At 62.7% G+C, this 15,103-nt stretch carries 10 protein-coding genes and 5 pseudogenes; 5 read left to right on the top strand and 10 right to left on the bottom strand.

The features are described 5' to 3' along the window. Positions 1-813: glucosamine kinase nucleotide-binding domain-containing protein (locus JCM21793_RS19710; RefSeq protein ID WP_025031467.1), on the bottom strand; the 813-nt coding region annotated here is incomplete at its 3' end. Next, complete coding sequence (gene murA / locus JCM21793_RS19705) at positions 810-2,066, bottom strand: UDP-N-acetylglucosamine 1-carboxyvinyltransferase (RefSeq protein WP_025031466.1); 1,257 nt, start codon at positions 2,064-2,066, stop codon at positions 810-812. The genes JCM21793_RS19710 and murA, both read right to left, overlap by 4 nt. Positions 2,067-2,231: 165 nt before the next feature. Here murA and JCM21793_RS19700 point away from each other — a divergent pair, with 165 nt between their 5' ends. Beyond that, positions 2,232-3,092, top strand: a complete 861-nt coding sequence (locus JCM21793_RS19700) for a MurR/RpiR family transcriptional regulator (RefSeq protein WP_025031465.1) — start codon at positions 2,232-2,234, stop codon at positions 3,090-3,092. 4 nt (positions 3,093-3,096) lie between these two features. Here the strand turns inward: JCM21793_RS19700 and JCM21793_RS19695 are convergent, their stop codons facing one another. After that, positions 3,097-4,053: an AraC family transcriptional regulator gene (locus tag JCM21793_RS19695; RefSeq protein ID WP_244439898.1), complete on the bottom strand. Its 957-nt coding sequence runs from the start codon at positions 4,051-4,053 to the stop codon at positions 3,097-3,099. Positions 4,054-4,251: 198 nt separating this feature from the next. Here JCM21793_RS19695 and JCM21793_RS19690 point away from each other — a divergent pair, with 198 nt between their 5' ends. Together JCM21793_RS19690 and JCM21793_RS27180 are read left to right on the top strand one after the other, a co-directional pair. Next, entirely contained in the window at positions 4,252-4,704 is a 453-nt protein-coding gene (locus JCM21793_RS19690) for a cupin domain-containing protein (protein WP_007008783.1), read from the top strand. A 145-nt stretch (positions 4,705-4,849) separates the two neighbouring features. Further along, positions 4,850-6,339, top strand: a pseudogene (locus tag JCM21793_RS27180) (flavin-containing monooxygenase). Here JCM21793_RS27180 and JCM21793_RS31065 read toward each other — a convergent pair. Next, positions 6,327-6,452: a hypothetical protein gene (locus JCM21793_RS31065; RefSeq protein WP_280113541.1), complete on the bottom strand. Its 126-nt coding sequence runs from the start codon at positions 6,450-6,452 to the stop codon at positions 6,327-6,329. The pseudogene JCM21793_RS27180 and the gene JCM21793_RS31065 sit on opposite strands and share 13 nt — an antisense overlap. Before the next feature lie 29 nt (positions 6,453-6,481). Here JCM21793_RS31065 and pyrC point away from each other — a divergent pair. Continuing rightward, positions 6,482-7,533 (top strand): annotated as a pseudogene (pyrC, locus tag JCM21793_RS27175) (dihydroorotase). 15 nt (positions 7,534-7,548) lie between these two features. On the opposite strand, the gene JCM21793_RS19675 reads toward pyrC, so the two are convergent. From JCM21793_RS19675 to JCM21793_RS27160, 6 genes and pseudogenes are all read right to left on the bottom strand, one after another. Next, positions 7,549-7,794 (bottom strand): formate dehydrogenase subunit delta, encoded by a 246-nt coding sequence (locus JCM21793_RS19675; protein WP_025031463.1) that lies wholly within the window; start codon positions 7,792-7,794, stop codon positions 7,549-7,551. After that, positions 7,784-8,608, bottom strand: a complete 825-nt coding sequence (gene fdhD, locus JCM21793_RS19670) for a formate dehydrogenase accessory sulfurtransferase FdhD (RefSeq protein WP_025031462.1) — start codon at positions 8,606-8,608, stop codon at positions 7,784-7,786. The genes JCM21793_RS19675 and fdhD overlap by 11 nt, the downstream gene beginning before the upstream one ends. A gap of 205 nt (positions 8,609-8,813) precedes the next feature. After that, positions 8,814-11,701: pseudogene (gene fdhF, locus JCM21793_RS27170) on the bottom strand (formate dehydrogenase subunit alpha). Positions 11,702-11,710: 9 nt separating this feature from the next. Continuing rightward, positions 11,711-13,266, bottom strand: a pseudogene (locus JCM21793_RS27165) (formate dehydrogenase beta subunit). Further along, positions 13,263-13,736 carry a formate dehydrogenase subunit gamma gene (locus tag JCM21793_RS19655; protein ID WP_025031461.1) on the bottom strand — a complete coding sequence of 158 codons (474 nt, stop codon included), beginning with the start codon at positions 13,734-13,736 and terminating at the stop codon, positions 13,263-13,265. Before JCM21793_RS19655 ends, JCM21793_RS27165 begins: the two are co-directional and overlap by 4 nt. Before the next feature lie 94 nt (positions 13,737-13,830). Next, positions 13,831-14,729, bottom strand: a pseudogene (locus tag JCM21793_RS27160) (LysR family transcriptional regulator). Between the two features lie 130 nt (positions 14,730-14,859). Between JCM21793_RS27160 and JCM21793_RS27155 the strand changes: the two are divergent. Beyond that, positions 14,860-15,103, top strand: a 244-nt coding sequence (locus JCM21793_RS27155) for an iron-sulfur cluster assembly protein (protein ID WP_036541004.1), incomplete at its 3' end; no start/stop codon positions are given.

Here is a 15,103-nt window from a genome sequence, read left to right as displayed (position 1 = left end):
CGCCGGCGCGACATCGGGCGAGAGCCAGGGCTCGAGAGGGCCTGAAAGCCCGCCAAGCAATGTCGCGCGCGGTGCGCCCTGATCGAAGAGCGTGCGCACCAGCATGTCGATCTGCGCAGCCGCGCCCTGCACGATGCGCCGCGCGGCGCCATCGCCCTGGTCGGCATGGCGCAGCACCATGGGCGCGAAGGTGGCATAGTCGGTTGCGCTTGCCCGGTCCATCCAGGCCACCACCTCTGCCGGGTCATCTTCGAAGCGGCGCATGACTTCGGTCAGAAGCGCGCTTTGCGGAATGCGTCCGTCATGGCCCTGCAGTGCGGCACGCACGGCATTGAGGCCAATATCGGCACCGCTTCCCTCATCGGAAATGGGAAAGCCGTAACCGCCGATGCGCAAATGCCTGCCTTCCACCAAACCAAGCCCCACCGAACCTGTTCCCGCAATGGCGATAGCGCCATCGAGACCCGAATGCGCGCCAAGGCACGCCGTGTCGCTGTCGCTGGCAAAAACGATTCTGACGAAGGGGTGCGATAGCGCCTGAAACGCTTCGATGGCCCCCTTTCGGCGCATGCCGGCAAGGCCGATCCCGGCATGAATGCGGGCGATGTCTGCCTCGCTGAAGCCCGCTTCCTCGATTGCAGCCTCCACTGCGCGCCGGACCGAGGCCCATGCGGCCTCAACGCCGAGCCTCGTGGTGGCCGGGCCGGAAAGGCCCTGACCGAGCACGGCACCTGCTGCATCCTCGATGCGGGCCCGGCAGCCCGTGCCACCACCATCGACGCCGAGATAAAAATGGCTCTCCCCGTCGCTCATTTCCGCAACCGTTCGATTGCCGCGCCGCATTGCGCCAGTTTTCGGTCGAGCTGCTCATAGCCGCGGTCGATGTGGTAGACGCGGTTGATGATGGTTTCGCCTTCCGCGGCAAGCGCTGCAAGCACAAGGCAGACCGAAGCGCGCAGATCCGTTGTCATCACCTGCGCGCCCTTGAGCGGCTTACCACCCCGGACCACGGCAGTCGTGCCCTGTAGGGTGATGTCGGCGCCGAGTCGCGCCAGTTCCGGCACATGCATGAACCGGTTCTCGAAAATCGTCTCGCGGATGAGCGATGTTCCGTCGGCGCAGCAGGCGAGCGCCATGAACTGCGCCTGAAGGTCTGTCGGAAAGCCCGGATAGGGTTCTGTGGTGAGGTCGGTCGTGCGCAGGGTGCCGCTTCTCGAAACCACCAAGCCCCGGTCGCTCGGCCACACATTTACGCCCATCAGCTCCAGCGCCTGAATCACGGCGGCGAGGTTTTCCATGCGCGCATTCACCAGTTCCAGCGCCCCGCCGGTGATGGCGGCAGCCACCGCATAGGTGCCGGCCTCGATGCGGTCGGGGATGACGTGATGCGCAGCAGCCTTCCAGGCGGTGCCACCCTCGATGATGATGCGATGCGTTCCCGCTCCCTCGATCTTCGCGCCCATGACGTTGAGGCAGGCGGCGAGGTCCGCCACTTCCGGTTCGCGCGCCGCGTTCAGGATTTCGGTTTCGCCGCGTGCGGCAGTGGCCGCCATCATGGCCGTCTCCGTCGCGCCCACCGAGGGCGAACTCAGGATCACCCGCGTGCCTTTGAGCCCATCGGTGGCGCGGGCGACGATCAGCCCACCTTCCATGCCGATGTCTGTACCCAGCATTTCGAGCGCTTTCAAATGCATGTCCACCGGCCGCGCCCCGATGGCGCAGCCGCCGGGCAGCGAGACCCGCGCCTCGCCAAACCGCGCAAGCAATGGCCCGAGAAACAGGACCGTTGCCCGCATCCGCCGCACCGTTTCATAGGAGACTTCGCATGAAACCATCGCGCTGGCGTCGATCACCGCCGTGTGGGCGTTGCGGGTCACCGACGCGCCGTAAAGCTCGGCGACCTGGAGCATGTTCTCCACATCGGAGACCAGCGGCAGGTTCGACAGTTCAAGCGGATGCGGGCTCAAAAGTGCGGCGGCAATCTGCGGCAGCGCGGCATTTTTTGCCCCGGCAATGGTGACGGTGCCCTGAAGCGGCTGGCCCCCTGTTATTCTCAGTCTGTCCATGATTGCGGTTCCGGAAACACCGATAGGCAAAGCCCCAGTCTCTATTGGTGAATTCCTTTGATCAAGCCCTCTTGGGAATATATTATTCCAGTCTTTAATTCCTGCGGGATTCCCCTGACAGCGAAACTCATTTAGTTTCGCTATCCCGTTCCTCGAAAGGAAGCCATGTCTGTCCTGAAGATCATCGACGCGCAGCTTGAGACCATGGCTCCGGCCGACCGGCAGATCGGCCAGTTCATCGTCGACTATCCCGATCGTGTGCTCAGGCTCTCCTCTGCGGCTCTGGCGGAAGAGACCGGCCGCAGCCAGTCGAGCGTGGTGAAGTTCAGCCAGAAACTCGGCTTCTCCGGTTATCAGGATCTGAAGCTGGCGGTCAGCAAGGCCAAGGCGCAGGAATGGCAGGTGCCGCCGGGCATGATTCATTCCACCATCGAGATCGGCGACAGCCACGCCACCATTTCGCAAAAGCTGATCTCAAGCAAGCTTCTCTCCATGCAGCAGACCATCGCCGCCAATCACGAGCCGGAGATAGCGCGAGCGCTTGAGTCATTGGATGCCGCGCGCCGCATCCACATTGCCGGTGTCGGTGCGTCTTCACTGGTCGCGCGCGACTTTTCCTACAAGCTGCAGAAGCTCGGTCGCAACGCTCTGCATGACAGCGACAGCCATGTGCAAATGGCCAATGTTTCCTCTCTGGGCGAAGAGGATATGCTCTTTGCACTGTCTTACTCCGGGACCAGCATCGAGACGGTGCGCATTGCCGAGCTTGCAAAGGCGCGGGGCGCGACTGTCATCTCCGTCACCGGCTTGCAGCAGAATCCGCTGATGCGCGTTGCCGACATTCGCCTGCACACGGTCGCAGACGAGGAACGGGTGCGCTCCTCCGCCATCACGTCGCGCGATGCACAGCTCACTTTGATGGACTTCCTGTTCATCCTCATCCTGCAGCGCCAGCCAGACGCGAACGACTATGTCCACAACAGCGAAGCGTCGGTGTCCGCGCTGAAGATGCCGGCGGCAAAATGACGGATCAGTAGGTGGCTTTGCGGGCCGTCTCGCTGGGGCGCTCACCGAAGGTCTTGCGGTAGTCGGCGGCAAAGCGCCCGAGATGGCTGAAGCCCCAGCGCAGCGCTGTTTCCGTTATCGAAATCTCACCTTGAGCATTTTCCAGATCGAACCGCACGCGACGCAGACGCTCAAGCGTCAGCGCGTGCATCGGCGAAAGACCGTGCGTGCGCTTGTAGGCAAGCTGCAGCGCCCGCGCGCCGACACCCGATGCCGCCGCGATGTCGGTCAGCGTGATCGGGCGGTGCGCATTCTCCCTGATGAACGCGTCGGCCCACTTCACCTGCCGCGGCGCCGCCTCCTGCCTTGTGTCAAAGAAAGCGGAGAGGTTGTGCGGCTGGAGTCTCAGGAGCGCCTCGAGAATGCGCTGCTCGTGGAACGCAGCGCAAAGGTTCAGAACCTGCTTCTCGGGCTTGTTGGCGGCGCGGAACATCGCATTGACCAGATTGCGCCATGAAGCAAGTTCCGGCCGCGTAAAGTCGATCACCGGATCGAACACCACCGGTCCCGGCAGCGGGCGCTCGCAGAGCTGCTCGGCAAACCCCATGAACGAGGCTTTGGGGATCTGCACCAGAACCTGCTCGCATCCGGCCCACCAGCGCATGGAGGTTTCGCGGTCGGCATTGAGCAGCGCCGCCCTGTCGCCGTCACTCAGGAATTCCTTCCGGTTGTGTTTGATCGTCGCGCAGCCGGAAATCGGAATCTGTATGAGATAGAAGGTTTCGAGCGCGCCGGGGTCGATCAGCACATCGGCACCGTAGCTGATATAGTTGAGGGAAACGAGGAGGCCCGGCTGGTGGTTTTGCACCGCGCGAAACCGTCCGCCACCGACCACTTCCAGCCGGTGGTTGCAGAATTTTCGGGCAACCTTCTCCCGTGCACAGTCCAGATCATCCGTTTGAAAAAGGGCGTGGCTGGACAACGGGCGGTCGCCCCACTCCTCCCGGGCGATCACCATTCCGGGAGTTTAGCAGCTGTTTTGGTTTCTCCAAGATTTGTCCTGGTTTCTCGCCAAAACCGGTCTGTTTTTTTCGTTTTTCGGATATTTGGTTCAGTTTCCGGATATTTTTCCCGATCGCTTACAGGCACCATGAAACTCCGTGATCAAGGGAGGAAAATCATGGAAAAGGAACTCGAAAAAGGCGTCACCGCGAACGGTGAAGGCTATGCCGGCAAGGAATGGAACATTCTCGGTCAGGTCTATTTTCCCAAGGCCACATGCGATTCCACCTTCGCCTTTGAGACCAACAGCGACCCGGGCCAGTTCGTGCCGGTTCATGTTCATCCCACGCAGGAAGAGTTCATTCTTGTGCAGGAAGGCGAGCTGGATCTGAAGCTCGACGGCAAGTGGATGAAGGCGAAGGCGGGTGATCTGGTACGCATGCCGCGCGGCGTTCCGCATGGCTATTTCAACAAGTCCGATAAGCCGGCCCGCGCGCTCTTCTGGGTTTCGCCGGCGCGCAAGCTCGAAGCGCTGTTCGAGACGCTGCACAACATGACCGACCCGGAAGAGGTGGTGAAGGTTTCGGCCCTTCACGAAGTGGATTTCCTGCCACCGGAAGCAAACGACTAAAGCATCGCGTTTTGGCCGGGTCCTCGGGGGAGCCGGCCCACAGACCCGATAACAATCAAGGCCGGCAAGGGACCTTTGGCGACGTAGCAACACGCGGCGCGGGGAGGCGCGCGTCCAGAATTTGCCGGACGGGAGGAACAACGTCATGACAAAACGAAAGCATGTCTGCGTGATCGGCGCCGGCGTCAGCGGTCTTGCCGCCGCCCGCTCCTTCAAGAAGCGCGGGCACCGGGTCACCGTTCTTGAACGCAGCCACGAACTGGGCGGAGTCTGGGAGCCCTCACGCTCCTATCCGGATGTGCAGACGCAGAGCCCAAAGGATCTCTATCGGTACACCGACAAGGCGATGCCGAAGGATTTTCCCGAATGGCCGAAGGCCCGCAGGTCTTCTCCTACTTGTCGGACTACGCAGACGACCACGGTCTGCGCCCGCTGATCCGCTTCAACACCTCCGTTTCTGCCATGCGCCGGCGCGACGATGGCAAACCCGGCTGGGAGCTCGATCTCGAAACGGCGAATGGCGAGAAAACCAGCGAAACCTTCGATTTTGTTGCCGTCTGCACCGGCCAGTTCAGTGAGAAGAACATTCTCACCCATCCGGGCCAGGAGGAGTTCGAGGCAGAAGGCGGCACGGTAATCCACTCTTCCGAATACACCGATCCGGCCATGGTGAAGGGCAGGAACGTCACGGTTCTCGGCTTCTCGAAATCGGCGACCGACATTGCCGTGAGTGCGGTGAAATGGGGTGCTCGCTCCGTCACCATCGTCTATCTGGAATCGGTCTGGCGCATTCCCTACTTCGTCGGCGGGCTGATCAATTTCAAGCGCATCCTCTATATCCGCGCGCAGGAGAAGATGTTTCCGGGCTGGAGCCGGAGTGGCTTCGCCCGCTTCAATCATGCCGTTGCCCGGCCCTTCATCTGGGCTCACTGGCGCGCGCTGGAAGCGCTTCTGACCGTGCAGCTCAAGCTCAACAAGACCGGGCTGAAGCCGAAAGAGCCCATCGAGGGAGGCGTGAACTGCTCGGTCCCCATCGCCACGCCGGGCTTTTTCGAGATGGTGGCAGACGGGCGCATCAAGGCCGTGCAGGGCACCTTTGCGAACTATGAGCCCGGCGCGATCAGGTTGACCGGCGGCGAGCTGATCAAATCCGACATGGCGATCCTCGCCGTTGGCTGGAAACTCGGTGTCCCCTACCTGCCGGCGGAATACCGCGAAAAACTGGTGGAGCCGGACGGGCAGTACCGGCTCTATCGCCTGATTGCCAATCCGGACATTCCCGATCTCGGCTTTGTCGGTTTCAACTCGTCGTTCTGCACCGTTTTGTGTGCCGACCTCGCCGCCGAATGGCTGGTGCGCTATGCGGACGGAAAACTGGCGAAACAACCTACCCCGGAGGAAATGCGCGCCAACATGGACATGATGCTCCACTGGCGACGCAACGAGCGACCGGCCGCGAAAATCTATGGCGGCCTGTGCGTGGCGCCCTATCACTTCAAGCATTTCGACGAGTTGATCGACGACATGGGCGCACGGGTGAAACGCCGCAACCCGCTGGCGGAAAATCTCTCGCCTCCGGATGCCGGTGCTTATGCACGCTATCTGCGCTCCGCACCTGATTATCAGGTGGCGTGAGGCAGTGCCGCGCCGGCCTCCTCCCCGGCGCGGCCCGGTGTCCGTCTCTTTGACACACCCTTGAAATCCATGGCGGCATGGGCGAAGGAAAGGGAAGCGCAGACCGTGCGCACCGAATTTTCCTGTCCGGAGTAGACGTTCCGTGAAAACCCTGACCATCCGCCGCCCCGACGACTGGCATCTGCATCTGCGCGACGGCGCGGTTCTGGAGGCGGTTCTGCCGCATTCTTCCGCCGATTTCGCCCGCGCGATCATCATGCCCAATCTGGTGCCGCCGGTGGTGACGGTGAAAGACGCGCTCGCCTACCGCGACCGCATCATGGCGGCAAAGCCCGAGGGGCATGATTTCACGCCGCTTATGACGCTTTACCTGACCGAGCAGACGGATGCGGATGACGTCGCCGCCGGCCACCGCGACGGGCACATCACGGCGGTAAAGCTCTATCCGGCGGGTGCGACGACCAATTCCCAGAGCGGCGTGCGCGATCTCATGAAGGTGCAGCCGGTGCTGGAGCGCATGGCCGAGATTGGCCTGCCGCTGTGCGTGCATGGCGAGGTGACGGACGCTCCATCGACATTTTTGACCGCGAGGCCGTCTTCATCGAGCAGGTTCTCAATCCGCTGCGTGAGCGCCTGCCTGAGCTGAAGGTGATCATGGAGCATGTGACCACGAAGAACGGGGTCGACTATGTTCAGAGTGCGAAGAAGAACCTCGCCGCCTCACTCACCACGCATCATCTGATCATCAACCGCAACGCCATTCTGGCCGGCGGCATTCGCCCGCACTACTACTGCCTGCCGGTCGCCAAACGCGAGGAGCACAGGCTGGCGCTGCGCAAGGCGGCGACATCGGGCGACAGCCGCTTTTTCCTCGGCACCGATTCGGCACCGCACCTCGACCCGGCCAAGGAATCGGCCTGCGGCTGTGCCGGCATTTTCACGTCCATCAACACGATGTCGTGCTTGGCGCATGTGTTCGAGGAAGAGGACGCGCTGGACAGACTGGAGGCCTTCGCCTCCCTTAACGGCCCTGCCTATTACGGTGTGCCTGCCAATGAAGACACGATTACGCTGGTGCGCCGTGATGAGCCGGTGGAGTTCCCCAAATCCGTCTACAGCTCAGACGGTACGATCACCGTGTTTGATCCCATGTTCCAGTTGCATTGGGCGGTAGAGAAACAGCCGGCCGGCTGACACCAGGCGGAAGCGTCAGGCGGCCCTGGGGCGGTTGATCGTTTCGGATGCCTGCAGAACGAGCGGGGAAAGCCCGTCACCACCCATCTCGATGATTTCGAAAAGGCGGCCGCGCATGCGCGGCTCCCAGAACTTGTTGATGTGATCGGCAACACCGGCGGCACGCTCCGCTTCGGGCTGCGAGGTGAAGAATGTGGCGATCTGGTTGGCCATGTAGACGAGATGCTCGTCGCCGGATTTGAACTTTTCGTCATGCGACATGTCTGGCCGCTCCAATGGTCACGCGTTCGGGATGGGTGAAAATGTCGAACTCCTCGCCGCGCACAAGGGCGACGAGGGTCATGCCGGCGGTTTCCGCCGTGCGAATGGCGAGCGCTGTCGGGGCTGATACGGCGGCAATGAGCGGCGCGCCGATAGCGGCCGTTTTCTGCACCATTTCGACCGATACGCGGGAGGTGACGATCACCGCGCCGCTGCTGCGATCAATGCCAGCCTTGACGAGCGCGCCTGACAGCTTGTCGAGGGCGTTGTGACGGCCCACATCCTCGCGCGCGGCTACCACACCCTTGCCGGGGATGTAGAAACCGGCCGCATGGACAGCCCCCGTGGCTCTGTGAAGTTCCTGAAATTCATAAAGTTCGCCGACGGCACCGGTAATCTCGGCAGCCGTAAAACGCTGCTCCGACGCTGTTTCCGGCACGGAGCGCATCGCCTCTTCAATGCTTTCGATGCCGCAAAGCCCGCAACCGACCGGACCGGCAAGCCGCCTGCGCCGCGCCTCGAAGCGCGTGTTGGCCGCATCGCGCAGGCGTATCTGCAGGTCAATGCCGGGCCCAAGTTCCTGAACGGTGATCGTTTCGATCTCCCCGGCACTGGAAACAATGCCCTCGGTGACACTGAAGCCGAGAGCGAAATCTTCCAGATCGGCTGGCGTTGCCATCATCACCGCATGGGTGGTGCCGCCATAGGAAAGCGCGACGGGCGTTTCCTCGGGCACGGTGCGCGGGGTGACCTTCGTCCCGCCGGTGCGGCGGGCCGTTCTTGAAACGCGGGCTGTGGCGGGAGGTTGGGTCATCGCTCTACACCGTCGTCATCCCGGCCGAGCAAAGCGAGAGCCGGGACCCATTGAGAAGCGCGGCCGGTGTCCGCAAAAGGCAGTAGGGTGAATGCCCGGATGAGAACCGGGCTTTGCTCGCCATTCTCTTCCAATGGGTCCCGGATAAGCCTGCGGCTTTCCGGGATGACGGGTTGGAGATCAGGCACCGCCAGCAAACATCACACTACTCCGCCGCCTCCACATGCACGATGCGGCGGCTCTGGCGGGCGTGCTCTTCGTAGTCTTCCTGCCACTCGGTCGGGCCGTTGGAGGGCGAAACCTGCACCGCCGTGACCTTGTATTCGGGGCAATTGGTGGCCCAGTCGGAATATTCGGTCGTCACCACATTGGCCTGCGTGGCCGGGTGGTGGAAAGTGGTGTAGACGACGCCCGGTGCAACGCGCTCGGTGATGGTGGCGCGCAGGCTCGTTTCGCCGGAGCGGCTCTTGAGCTTCACCCAGTCGCCCTCGCGGATGCCGCGGGTCTCTGCGTCGAAGGGATGGATCTCAAGCAGATCCTCATCGTGCCAGACGACATTCTCCGTGCGGCGGGTCTGTGCGCCGACATTGTATTGCGAGAGGATGCGGCCCGTGGTGAGCAGCAGCGGGAAGCGCGGGCCGGCTTTTTCGTCGGTCGCGACATAGGCGGTGCGCACGAACTTGCCCTTGCCGCGCACGAAGCCGTCGATATGCATAACGGGCGTGCCGGTGGGGGCCTTCTCGTTGCACGGCCACTGGACCGAGCCTTCCTTCTCCAGAAGCTCATAGGTCACGCCGGCGAAGCTTGGCGTGGTGGCCGCGATCTCGGCCATGATCTCGGACGGGTGCGTGTAGTTCCAGTCCTGGCCCAGCGCACGGGCCATGTCCTGCGTGACCTCCCAGTCGGCATAGCCGTTCTTGGGCTCCATCACCTTGCGTACGCGGTTGATGCGGCGTTCGGCATTGGTGAAGGTGCCGTCCTTCTCAAGGAAGGTCGAGCCCGGCAGGAATATATGGGCGTAGTTGGCGGTCTCGTTCAGGAAGAGATCGTGAACGATGACGCATTCCATCGCCTCAAGGCCAGCCGCCACATGGTGCGTGTTTGGATCGGACTGGAGAATGTCCTCGCCCTGCACGTAAAGCGCCTTGAAGGAGCCATCGACGGCGGCGTCGAGCATGTTGGGAATGCGCAGGCCCGGCTCATTGTCGAGCTTCACGCCCCACAGGCTCTCATAGATCGCACGGGTCGCATCGTCGGAGATGTGGCGGTAGCCCGGCATCTCGTGCGGGAACGAGCCCATGTCGCAGGAGCCCTGCACATTGTTCTGGCCGCGCAGCGGGTTCACGCCCACGCCCGGCCGGCCGATATTGCCGGTTGCCATGGCAAGATTGGCGATGGCCATGACGGTGGTCGAGCCCTGGCTGTGCTCGGTGACGCCGAGTCCGTAATAGATCGCGCTGTTTCCGCCGGTGGCGTAAAGACGTGCCGCGCCACGGATCAGCTCGGCGGAAACGCCGGACATCTTCTCAATGGCCTCGGGGCTGTTTTCCGGCTGGAGCACGAAACTCGCCCAGTCCTGGAACTCGTCCCAGTCGCAGCGCTCGCGGATGAACGCTTCGTCGAACAGGCCTTCGGAAACGATCACATGGGCCAGCGCGGTCAGCACGGCTACATTGGTGCCGGGTTTCAGCGGCAGGTGATAGCTTGCCTCCACATGGGGCGTGCGCACCAGCTCGATGCGGCGCGGGTCGAGGACGATCAGCTTCGCACCTTCGCGCAGGCGCTTCTTGAGGCGCGAGCCGAAGACGGGATGGGCGTCCGTCGGGTTGGCACCGATGACCAGAACGACATCGGTGTGCTCGACAGAATCGAAGTCCTGCGTGCCGGCGGAAGTGCCGAACGTGGTCTTCAGGCCATAGCCGGTGGGGGAGTGGCAGACGCGGGCGCAGGTGTCGACATTGTTGTTGCCAAACGCCTGCCGCACCAGTTTCTGAACGAGATAGGTCTCTTCATTGGTGCAGCGCGACGAGGTGATGCCGCCCACCGAGCCCCGGCCATATTTCTGCTGGATGCGGCCGATCTTGCTGCCGATATGGGCGTAAACCTCTTCCCACGAGACCTCGCGCCACGGGTCGGTGATCTTGTCGCGGATCATCGGGTTGAGGATGCGGTCCTTGTGGTTGGCATAGCCATAGGCAAAGCGGCCCTTTACGCAGGAATGGCCGCGATTGGCCTTGCCATCCTTGTAGGGCACCATGCGGACGACCTCCTCGCCCTTCATCTCGGCCTTGAACGAGCAGCCGACGCCGCAATAGGCGCAGGTGGTGACGGCGGAGTGATCCGGCATGCCCATCTCGATGATGGACTTTTCCTGAAGCGCACCGGTGGGGCAGGCCTGCACGCAGGCGCCGCAGGACACGCATTCCGACTGCAGGAAGGGCTCGTCCATGCCGGCGGTGATGCGGCTTTCGAAACCGCGCCCTTCCACCGTCAGGGCGAAGGTGCCCTGCTGTTCCTCACAGGCGCGAACGCACAGCGAGCAGACGATGCACTTCGCCGGATCGTAGGCGAAATAGGGGTTGGAAACGTCCAGTTCCTTGAAGTTCACCCCGTGCTCACCAATAGGCGAGGCTCGAGGTGGTTTGCCCCTTCATCGCCATAGCGGTTCTGCTTCAGGCCAACGCTCTCGGCCATATCTGCCATCTCGCAATCGCCAGCGGCGCAGGCCGCGCAGTCTTCCGGATGGTCGGACATGTAGAGTTCCATCACGCCGCGGCGGATGGTGTTGAGGCGGTCGGTCTGCGTGTTGACGGAAATGCCGTCCATGGCCGGGGTGGTGCAGGAAGCCGGCGTGCCGCCCTTGCCCTCGATCTCAACCAGGCAGAGGCGGCAGGAGCCGAAGCTTTTCACCATGTCGTTGGCGCAGAGTTTCGGCACGGCGATGCCGGCCTCGCGTGCGGCGCGCATGATCGAGGTGCCTTCCGGAACGGTGACAGACTGGCCGTCGATGGTCAGGGTCACGGTCTTCTCAGAGCGGACAGCGGGGGTGCCGTAGTCGATTTCTTCTACGAAACGCTTGTCGGTTCCACACATGGTGTCCTCCTACTCCGCCGCTTCGCGCACGGGCGCGGGGCGGAAATCTTCCGGGAAATGGGTCAGCGCGCTCATGACGGGGTAGGGCGTGAAGCCACCCAGTGCGCACAGCGATCCGAATTTCATCGTGTTGCAGAGATCGGTCACGGTCTCGATCTGCTCCTCAGGCGCGATGCCCTGCTTCAGCCGGTCGAGCACCTCGACGCCGCGCGTCGAGCCGATGCGGCAGGGCGTGCACTTGCCGCAGCTTTCCACGGCGCAGAACTCCATGGCGAAGCGCGCCTGCTTCAGAAGGTCAACCGTGTCGTCAAAGACCACGATGCCGGCGTGGCCGATCAGACCATCCTTCGCGGCGAACGCCTCGTAGTCGAAGGGCGTGTCGAACAGGTCGCGCGGCCAGTAAGCGCCGAGCGGACCGCCCACCTGCACGGCGCGCACGGGGCGACCCGTGGCGGTGCCGCCGCCGATATCGTCGACCAGCTCGCCGAGCGTCATGCCGAAGGCTGCCTCGAACAATCCGCCATGCTTCACATTGCCGGTGATCTGGATCGGAATGGTGCCGCGCGAACGGCCCATGCCGAAATCGCGGTAATAGCTCCGCCCTTGTCGAGAATGATCGGCACGGAGGCGAGCGAGATCACATTGTTGATGACGGTCGGTTTGCCGAACAGGCCCTCATGGGCCGGCAGCGGCGGCTTGGCGCGCACCTGGCCGCGCTTGCCTTCCAGACTGTCGAGCAGCGCCGTTTCCTCACCGCAGACATAAGCACCGGCGCCCACGCGCACTTCCATGTCGAAGGCGTATTCCGAGCCGAGCACGCTCTTGCCGAGCATGCCGGCTGCGCGTGCGGCGTCGATCGCCTCGTTCAGGATGCGGTGAACATTGGGATATTCGGAGCGCAGATAGACATAGCCCCTGGTGGCGCCCGTCGCGATGCCGGCAATCACCATGCCCTCAATGAGCACGAAGGGATCGCCTTCCATGATCATGCGATCGGAGAACGTGCCCGAATCGCCTTCGTCGGCGTTGCAGACGATGTATTTCTGCGGGTCGTCGGTGTCGTGCACCGTCTTCCATTTGATGCCGGTCGGGAAGCCCGCGCCGCCACGGCCCCGCAGGCCGGATTCTGTGACCTCCTCGACAATGCCGAGCGGCGTTTTTTCCAGCGCGTTGCGCAGGCCGCGCAGGCCGCCATGCGCCTCGTAGTCCTCAAGCGAGACAGGATCGATGATGCCGCAGCGGGCGAAGGTCAGCCGGGTCTGTTTCGCAAGGAAAGGGATTTTCTCGGGCCTGCCGAGGGCGAGGTCGTGCGCGCCGCCTTCGATCAGACCGGCATCAAACAGCCCCGCGACGTCGCCAGGCTTCACCGGACCGTAGGCTACGCGGCCCTCGGCGGTTTGCACCTCGACCATGGGCTCAAGCCAGAACATGCCGCGCGAGCCATTGCGGACGATCTTCGCGTCGAGACCGCGTTTTTCGATTTCCTCACGCGCGGCGGCAGCGACCTTTTCGGCGCCCAGCGCCAGCGCACCGGCATCGCGCGGAATGTAGATGTTGATGGTCATGCGCGCACCTCTGCTGCGATTTCCTCGACCCGCGCCTCATCCAGCCGGCCAATGACCTCGCCGTCGAGCATGGCGGAGGGCGCACAGGCGCACAGACCGAGGCAATAGACGGGCTCCAGCGTTACCGCGCCATCGGCGGAGGTCTCATGAAACCTGATGCCGAGCAGCTTCTGCAGCTTCTCGGCCACCGCATCGCCGCCCATGGACTGGCAGGCTTCGGCCCGGCAAAGCTTCAGGACATGACGGCCTGCCGGTTTCTCGCGGTAGTCGTGGTAGAACGAGACAACACCATAGACTTCGGCGCGTGTCAGGTTGAGGGCCTCGGCGATGATGGGCAGGCTTTCACGCGGCACATGGCCGAGTTCCCGCTGAATCCCATTGAGAATGGGGAGTAACGGGCCCTCTTCGCCTTTCCACCGATCAATGATCGGCTCGACGGCGGCCGCAATTTCGGTACGTGCTTGCTGCATCTCGCAGCGCCCTCCCTAACGATGCTCGTTCTGAAGGGGAACAAATCCTTTGTGCAGGATCAATATAGCATATTCGTCACTTGATAGAAAATATCTATCGCTGTGACTCGTATCGTTCGGCAAGAAGCCTTGCCTCGTAGAGCAGTGCAGAGACAAGCGGCGTGTGCGGCTCGCGCTTGACGGCCACCAGACCGACGAGATGGCTCGCGTCCGGTTCAACAATGGGGATGGCCCGGATCGGCTCGGCAAAGCCAGAACCTCGGCCAGATTGAGCGGCATGATGGAGGCCCATTTGCCGGTGCGGATATGGGAGAAGAGCACGATCATCGAATTGGATTCGAGTGTGGGATGCGCCGTTGCCCCCACCTCCTCCAGATGTTTGTTGATGATGCGCCGGTTCTGCATGTCGGGCGTGAGAAGGCAGAGCGGGAGTTCGGCCACCTCCTTCCATGTCACCGTATCGCGGTCTGCAAGCCGGTTCGTGGCGGCGGTGATGAGCTGGTAGCGCTCGGAATAGAGCGGCACGGACGCGACATGGCCGAGCGGTTCGTTGTCGAGATAGGTGATGCCGATGTCGATCTCGAAGTTCTCAAGAAGCGACAGCACCTCCAGCGAGGTGCGTGAGATGATGGAGAAAGTGACTTCGGGGTGCTTGTCGCGGAACGGGGTGGTGAGCTCGGGCAGCATGGCCAATGCGGTTGGAATGGCGGCGATGCGCACATGGCCGGCGAGGCCGGTTCTGGCAGCTTTCATCTCGGCTCGCATGGTGCGCGTGTCGCCGACAATGCGCCGCGCCCATTCCAGAACGCGCTGGCCTTCGGGTGTCAGACCCTGAAACCGCGATCCGCGCTGCACGAGCATGACGCCAAGCTGATCCTCAAGCTGCTTGATGGCGGCAGACAGGGTGGGCTGCGTGATGCCGAGCTCGGCGGCGGCCCGCCCGAAATGCTGCTCCCTGGCAAGCGCGATGAAAAATTCCAGCTTGTCGATCATGGCGAGACGCTACATCGGCGATGCGCGCCCGGCAATGCGCAAGACGTGCCGACGGAAATTGGCCAATTTGCCTCTCTTGGCCCGCGCGCCCATCTGCATTATCTGAGAGAAAACGCAAAGGCACGTGCATATGACTCTCGACAGACAGACCGTCATCGACCGCTTGCGGTCCGTGAAGGGCCCGGACCTGGAAGGCGACATCGTTTCGCTGGGGCTGGTTTCCGAGATTTTCATCGCAGACGGCAAGGTTTTCTTCTCGATTACCGTTCCGGCCAGACGCGCGCAGGAACTGGAGCCGCTGCGCCAGGCGGCGGAGACCGCCGTCAAATCGCTGCCGGGCGTCAAGGGCGCGATGGTCGCGCTGACGGCGGAAA

The organism is Nitratireductor aquibiodomus NL21 = JCM 21793, from assembly GCF_000615975.1.
GTDB lineage: Bacteria > Pseudomonadota > Alphaproteobacteria > Rhizobiales > Rhizobiaceae > Nitratireductor > Nitratireductor aquibiodomus.
Note: the sequence above shows the minus strand (reverse complement) of the source record. Positions and strands in the feature narration are given on the sequence as shown.

What these genes read in the sequence shown, in the direction of transcription:
- murA (WP_025031466.1), bottom strand. Translation starts at nt 2,066, where the DNA reads ATGGACAGACTGAGAATAACAGGGGGCCAGCCGCTTCAGGGCACCGTC.
- JCM21793_RS19655 (WP_025031461.1), bottom strand. Translation starts at nt 13,736, where the DNA reads ATGCAGCAAGCACGTACCGAAATTGCGGCCGCCGTCGAGCCGATCATT.
- fdhD (WP_025031462.1), bottom strand. Translation starts at nt 8,608, where the DNA reads ATGACCCAACCTCCCGCCACAGCCCGCGTTTCAAGAACGGCCCGCCGC.
- JCM21793_RS19675 (WP_025031463.1), bottom strand. Translation starts at nt 7,794, where the DNA reads ATGTCGCATGACGAAAAGTTCAAATCCGGCGACGAGCATCTCGTCTAC.
- JCM21793_RS19690 (WP_007008783.1), top strand. Translation starts at nt 4,252, where the DNA reads ATGGAAAAGGAACTCGAAAAAGGCGTCACCGCGAACGGTGAAGGCTAT.
- JCM21793_RS19700 (WP_025031465.1), top strand. Translation starts at nt 2,232, where the DNA reads ATGTCTGTCCTGAAGATCATCGACGCGCAGCTTGAGACCATGGCTCCG.